Genomic DNA, 6,599 nt, shown 5'->3' on the forward strand with positions numbered 1-6,599 from the left:
TTTACCGACCTAATGCCGTGGAATGTGCAGCTAGACTTCGATTATAGCTAAGCGCACTGCTTAAATGCGCGCTTACGCTCTCGTAACTTTTCGGGATCTTCCGGCGCCTCTTCATCTGGACGCGCTTGATTTTCACTCGGATTCACTGTCACAGCTTCAACTAAATACTCATGCACCCCATTTGTAATGTGGAAGTCAGGTGCAGCATTCCCTTTAATTTGAGTGAATTTATCGTGGAAATAGATATATAGATACAACTCCCAAAGACGAGCGTCAAAGCCATGTGTTTGAAATTCTTTTATATAATGACCATCAGGGTCATCAAAAGTATACACTATTTCCTTTATCAAATTTCGAGCTGCTTCCATCCTAGGTTCTTCAGCTAAAGCTATATAGATGGGATTCAACTTTCCTCGCTCAACTAAAGGCTCAAAAAGTTCATTGGTTAATTTAATTTCATCCCCTTGAGGGTAAAAAGATTTACCATCATTTTTATATTTTTTAATAGCTTTGATTAGTTCATTTCGAGCACCTAGTTCACTAGGTTTAAATGTTTTGCTTACTTCTAGCGCCCTAAATATTTTTCTAGTATCACGCCCCATAATGACAAAGCCATAATCATTATCGATTGCATCTCTAAAAACAGTTGCTAGAATTTTTTTATCGTATGCAATAAACCACTGTTTTTCATCTGCTGTACTTCTCGCCATAGGATGACGTGAAAAACAAAAAGCATCAAATTGACGTCTAGAAATACTCCTCACTCCTGATGGCAACTTAACTGCCTCATCAGTTTTTTTACGTCTCTTTTCAAGCCTCTTCTTTCTTTTCTGATCTCGAGACAACTTAGCTTTTGCCATCAAATACCTCTGAACTCAATTAAAAATATAACTCCACCTTAAGCGACAAAATATTGTTGGCTAAAATATTGAACGGAGTGAAAATAGCCAACTGTATTTTGTGATTTTCACGCGCCTAAAAGAGGTAAATGTTTACGCTGCTGATAGGTTAAAGCTAACTCTAAACAGGACTTGATTGCTGTTTCTGGTAACACTTGCGATAAGGACAGAACTATTGTTCTGTTTCCCTGAAACACCAGTTCTTCACCATACAATTCTCTAAATGTATCGACTAACTTAGTTTGGCAATTAAAGAACAGGTAATAATTATTAGGAGATTTCAGCTTCCAGTCCATTCTTAGCGGGCTACCTGTTTTTACACTATGGCTAGGTTCACCCCATTTTAGAGTTTCATCGACTTCACCCAGCTCCAAATCAGATGCGATTTGAAAGACTAGATTTCTTAGCTCCTCTAGCCTAATACGAGCATTTTCCGGATATTCATCAAAGCGTTCTTTGACTACCTTGTTCACTGGAACCTCCTATTCACATAACGAGCCTGTAGAATAACTCCAACAGCCAAAATCAATTAAAAAACTAGCTCCTGCAATTAGTTCTAAGCGTTTTTAGAGCATTAGGTAATGCATTTGGGACCCATAAAACAGGATGTTTTTCTTAAAAAAGAGTAATTCTACAGCCCCAACTTTGAAATAAGGGACGCAGCAGGCGGCTTAATTTTTTGTTATACACATCACTGCTCGGTGGTTGACATAAGTGTCTTAAGCCCATTGTACCAAGCTAAAAAAGCAACGGTACCATGAGTCTCATTTTTAAAATATTGTTGCTCCGAAATAGCATCATTATTATCAATTACAGATGAAGCAAAAGTAGCACCCCATCTATAATTGGTCAGCCCGATATCTCCCAAATGAGAATTGTTTGCGAAAGCAAAGTAAACTCGAGAATTGAAATTTATATCTCTATTGCCGGCGTTCAATGCCCGATTTAAGTAATCATTATCCCATAGCGATGTGGGATCTATGATTAAATAATCTGTAAATACAGATGGTGACTCTATAAGAGTGTTTGCTGCGAACAAACCGCCAAACGACTCACCAACTAACAATCGCTTGTTGGACGTCCTATATGCAGTGTCAACGGCGGGTATCAACTCTTTTTCAAGAAATTTAGCGAACTGATTAGCGTTTCCTGTTTGCTCGAATGTTTCCAAAACGCGGTCTTTAAACTTCCACTCTATAATCGATGACGGAGTTAAGTCACGAGATCTATTTGTATTCGGAATGGCAATTACGATAGCTTCTTGAACCTGATTCTCCAGCGTTTCTGTACTTAAGGATTCAAGTACACCGACAAACCCTTTAAATCTATGGATATCGCCGTCAAGAAGATAAATGACAGGGTAGGTATTTTCGCTTTTTTCGTAAGATGGGGGTAAATAAACCATATAAGGTCTATTCTCAGCCATGATCATCGATTCTAACGATGTGGATGTGCCTAATAAAATTGAGTCATCCGCGAATACTGGCAAGGTAAATAACAAGATTGAGAACGCCGATACCAAATTTTTCATAATAACTTCCCTGATGTGTATAATAATTTTATAGTGCGCTCATCGCGCATATTTCTTCCGACTGAACGCTCATTTATCTACTTTATATAGTTTTAACAAATAACCTAAAGCATTACTACCACTAAGTTTTCTAAAACTTTAAAGAAAAATTAAATAGAATAATATGCGCTCAGCGCTCATTTTCATGAATATATGCGCAAAGAGCAGTTTAACCAATCAATTAACAACAATATTTAGCCTCTTTCAATGACCGCTTATCGCTCTATGCTGCCACCTAAAAAATTAAGCTTTAAAACGCAGTAAGCGCATATAAAATGCGCTTACTGGGAGTAATTTACTTTAAGCTAACTTTTAAAGTTAGTGCCTAAAGCTTGATACTAACGCGGGTATACCTGGCAGCATGCCTACCATGGCCATTACGCTGGTTAGTAGTACAAACATGACCAGTGGAATGATCCAGCGGCTCATGCGGGTGAGTTCTTTACTTCTTTCTTTACAGCCAATAAAGCCTAAGTTGTCTAGCAATATGGTGAGTGACCAACCAAATGCTGGGTTAACTAAGCTTGAAGCAAATACTACAATAGCAGCTGATTGGGTGGTTTTACCTACGCGGGTCATTTCCATGCCGGCTTCTAGTAGTGGAATAAATACCCCTACTATTAGCGCTACACATAGCACTGGTTGCCAAATTGCAAGGTCCATAGGGTAGCCCCATACGCCGGCAATAATACAAAATAGTGCGGTTAAAATAGCGCCTGCTGGTATTGGGCGTTTAGCAATGGCTGCTGGCACTATGTAAGTGCCCCACGATGATGCAAAGTTAGCGCCGCCCAGTAGCGAGCCAAAGGTTTGCCTAACTGATGCGCTAAGCATGGTGTCGTCTATGTTCATTTGTACTTTTTCGGTACGTTTTGGGTAGCTTATTTTTTGAAATACCTGATGGCCTAAAAAGTCCGGCGACCACATAGCAACAGCAAGCACTGCAAATGGCAGTACTACTACAAAGCTTTCTAGAGTAGGTAGGCCTAACATCCAGCCGGTGTCTTCGCCCCACCAGTACATAGGGTTCATGTTTGGCAGGCCCGGTGCAGTATGAAACTCAAACGGTGCGCCTAATGCAAAGGCTATTGCGCCGCCTAAAATACAGCTAAGTGGTACGGCTAACCAACGCTTTTTAAAATGCTCTAACATGGCATATAAAATTATAGTGGAAAAAATAACAATAAAGGCAATGTGGGTCATATCGATGGCTTCGGCCCATGCAAACAGCTTTTTAACTTGCGAGGTTATGCCTATAAACCCTAGGTAGAGTAAAAGCCCGCCACATACGCCTTTACTGGTTAGTTTAGCCAGTAGGGTTCCGCCTTTACTTATTGCCAAAATTAAACCAAAGGCTGCTATGAGCAAGCCAAATGCCATAGGGTGGCCCCCTGCTGCAACTACAATTGGAATTAACGGAATTAAAGGACCATGAGTACCGGCTAAGTTAGCGGTAGGTAAAATAAAGCCTGAAAACAAAATAATAAAAAAGGCGACGATAAGTAATTCGTAACGCACGTTTTCTAAAACAAAAGCGTCGCTTAAACCCAGTGGGCTTGCAAACGTTGCGGCAATAGCGGCAACCATAACCACTTTACCTATGGTGGCAGCCATTGCAGGAATAGCGTCTTCAAATTCGAATCTGTAGTCTCTAAAGGGTAAGTTTGGGCGCCAGCGTTTAGGCTGCATAATTTGCAGCTCGTGTTCTAGGTATTCGTCTCGGCTATTAAACTCAGAGCTAGGCTTGTGTAGATTTTTATAGCTATTGGTAGCGGTTTGAGTATCCGCTCCTGGTTTGGCATCAGATGAAATATCATCTTGCGGCGTGGTATTCATGGCTTCTCCTGCAACATAGTTGCTCACTCAAAATAAAAATACAGCTTTGTTTAAAGCAAATAAAAATTGAGGCGGCAGGATAAAGCAGCTAGCAACAGATTACGATTAGTCAAAGGTCTTGTATGAAACTATTTAGTAACATTTATATACCTATAGCTGAATGTAGTATTTGATGTTAAATGTGATTTTTATTGTTTTTAAACAGATGGTTAGCTTATTTTTATAAAGGTTAAAGTGCAATGCGTTGTTTTTTAGCACTTACAGCAATAATAAAAATTAAAATAATTTTATCTGCATTTATATTATGTTGTTTAAGAAAATAGGGCATTTAGCCATGCTTTAGCTGATAATTTAACTAAAGTTTGGTTATTGATACAAAAATAACGCAGCAAAATAATAACGTGTGGCTTTGCATCTCTCTATAATTAGTAGGCTATTGCATGCGAGCTTAATTGCTTTAACAAGGATAAAAAACAGTTTACTGTTTTTGTTAGCGTTCATCAGATAGAATCCGCCTTATGATTTTTACTTGTTAAGTATTTTCAAAACCGTAACGTTTAAATAGCGAGACCTTCTTATCCTTTTAGAAAATGATACAAAACCAATGAATGATATAACGATAGCAACCCACAACGGTACTTTTCATGCAGATGATGTTTTTAGTGTAGCTGCACTTAAGTATATTTATCCTTCTTTTAAACTTATACGCACCCGCGATATGGAGCTTATAAGCAAAGCCGATGTTGTGATTGATGTAGGTGGCGAGCATAACCCAGAGACAGGCCGTTTTGATCACCACCAACGTGGCGGTGCCGGGGCGCGTGAAAATGGTATTCCTTTTTCTTCATTTGGTTTAATTTGGCAAAAATATGGCCTTGAAATATGCCAAGGAAGCCAAGAAACAGCCAATGCAATTGACTCTGGTTTAGTCTCTACTATTGATGCAATTGACTGCGGCCATGTTGAAGGCGTTGCTAAAGGCATTAGCCTTAGCCAAACTATTTCAATGTTTAACCCAACGTGGCAAGAAGAGAGTAACTTTGATGCCTGTTTTGATGAAGCGGTTGAGTTTGCATCGCGCATTTTAACTCGCTTTATAGCTGCGGCTAACGGTGGCATTAATGCAAAAGCAATTGTTGCTAAAGCGATTGAAAATGCAGCTGATCCACGCGTAATTGTGTTAGAGCAATACACACCGTGGAAAAAAACCGTGCATGCGCTTTCTGATAAAGCATTATATATGGTTTATCCTTCGCACTCTGGCCAGTGGATTGTGCAAACTGTACCGGTTGAGCCAGGATCGTTTGAAGACCGCAAGTCACTCCCAAAACCGTGGGCTGGTTTATCTGATAAAGAATTTCAGGACGAAACTGGGCTTGAAGATGCTGTTTTTTGTCATAACGGTTTATTTATTGCTGGCGTAAAGTCGTTTGCAAGTGCGATGAAAATGGCAGCAATGGCGCTAGAAGCTTAGTAATATAGGGCTTTAAAAGTGCTAGTCGCTAAAATTAATATTTACGCGCATAAAAAAACGCTAGCAAGTTAAGCTAGCGTTTTTAATTATGCCTAAAGCCTAAAGCCTAAAGCCTAAAGCCTAAAGCCTAAAGCCTAAAGCTTTATTCTTTAACCGCTATGGCTATTTCTACTTCATCAGCACTTTTGTAATATTCGTAGTCGCTGCTGTAGGTACGGGTAAAACGACAGTCGTCTGAGCTAAAGTATTGCCAAATTTCGCCCCACAGGTCGATTACCGCATCGGGCATTTCACCTGTCCCGTTAAATACTAAATAACTCCCTGCCTCGGTAGTTACTTTTACTGACTTTTGATCTCCAATCGATAAGTCGTCGCAACAGGCTATTACATCAAATTCACCGGTTACATCGCTTTCATAGTTAGTGTAAACACCATACGTTTTTGTATTTTTTGTTAGCTGTTGTCCATGCTTTTCACCAAATTTTTGCCAAAGCTCCGTTATTTTTGCAGTGCCAGAGTTCATTTCATCGGCGTTACACGTTCTTACCTTTAAACCAGTTAAAGTTATACTTGGGAGTTGCTTTACTTGCATTATGACCTTCCTTACTTCAATCACTTAGCTTTAACGTAACTATAACGTAACAGAAAAACCATTATGGACTGTAACTATTTATAAGTCCTTTAAATTATTTAATTTGAACTCTGGTTAAGGGATTTATTATTACAGCAATTATAAACTCTCTTTTATCAACTTTTGCCGTAAAACACCGTTCCTTTAGGTCGGTGATATAAGGCAATAGTCGCGAAGCGACTAAGTGGG

General features: G+C 39.3%; 6 protein-coding genes. 1 reads left to right on the plus strand and 5 read right to left on the minus strand.

The features are described from left to right. Window positions 1–47 precede the first annotated feature (47 nt). From AAEY55_RS17720 to AAEY55_RS17735, 4 genes are all read right to left on the minus strand, one after another. Entirely contained in the window at window positions 48–860 is an 813-nt protein-coding gene (locus tag AAEY55_RS17720; RefSeq protein WP_290211268.1) for a hypothetical protein, read from the minus strand. 107 nt (window positions 861–967) lie between these two features. Next, window positions 968–1,372 (minus strand): DUF1801 domain-containing protein, encoded by a 405-nt coding sequence (locus tag AAEY55_RS17725; protein ID WP_290211269.1) that lies wholly within the window; start codon window positions 1,370–1,372, stop codon window positions 968–970. Window positions 1,373–1,590: 218 nt separating this feature from the next. Further along, window positions 1,591–2,430 (minus strand): alpha/beta hydrolase, encoded by an 840-nt coding sequence (locus AAEY55_RS17730; RefSeq protein ID WP_290211270.1) that lies wholly within the window; start codon window positions 2,428–2,430, stop codon window positions 1,591–1,593. A gap of 357 nt (window positions 2,431–2,787) precedes the next feature. Then, a complete protein-coding gene (locus tag AAEY55_RS17735) occupies window positions 2,788–4,305 on the minus strand; it encodes a DUF3360 family protein (RefSeq protein WP_197182624.1) in 1,518 nt (505 codons plus the stop codon). Window positions 4,306–4,909: 604 nt separating this feature from the next. On the opposite strand from AAEY55_RS17735, the gene AAEY55_RS17740 reads away from it, so the two are divergent. Continuing rightward, window positions 4,910–5,779 (plus strand): MYG1 family protein, encoded by an 870-nt coding sequence (locus AAEY55_RS17740; protein WP_197182623.1) that lies wholly within the window; start codon window positions 4,910–4,912, stop codon window positions 5,777–5,779. A 142-nt stretch (window positions 5,780–5,921) separates the two neighbouring features. Here AAEY55_RS17740 and AAEY55_RS17745 read toward each other — a convergent pair whose 3' ends face one another. After that, window positions 5,922–6,371 carry a GyrI-like domain-containing protein gene (locus tag AAEY55_RS17745; protein WP_011329668.1) on the minus strand — a complete coding sequence of 150 codons (450 nt, stop codon included), beginning with the start codon at window positions 6,369–6,371 and terminating at the stop codon, window positions 5,922–5,924. Between the last annotated feature and the right edge of the window lie 228 nt (window positions 6,372–6,599).

Source organism: Pseudoalteromonas sp. 120-MNA-CIBAN-0494, assembly GCF_040308885.1.
Taxonomy (GTDB): domain Bacteria; phylum Pseudomonadota; class Gammaproteobacteria; order Enterobacterales; family Alteromonadaceae; genus Pseudoalteromonas; species Pseudoalteromonas nigrifaciens.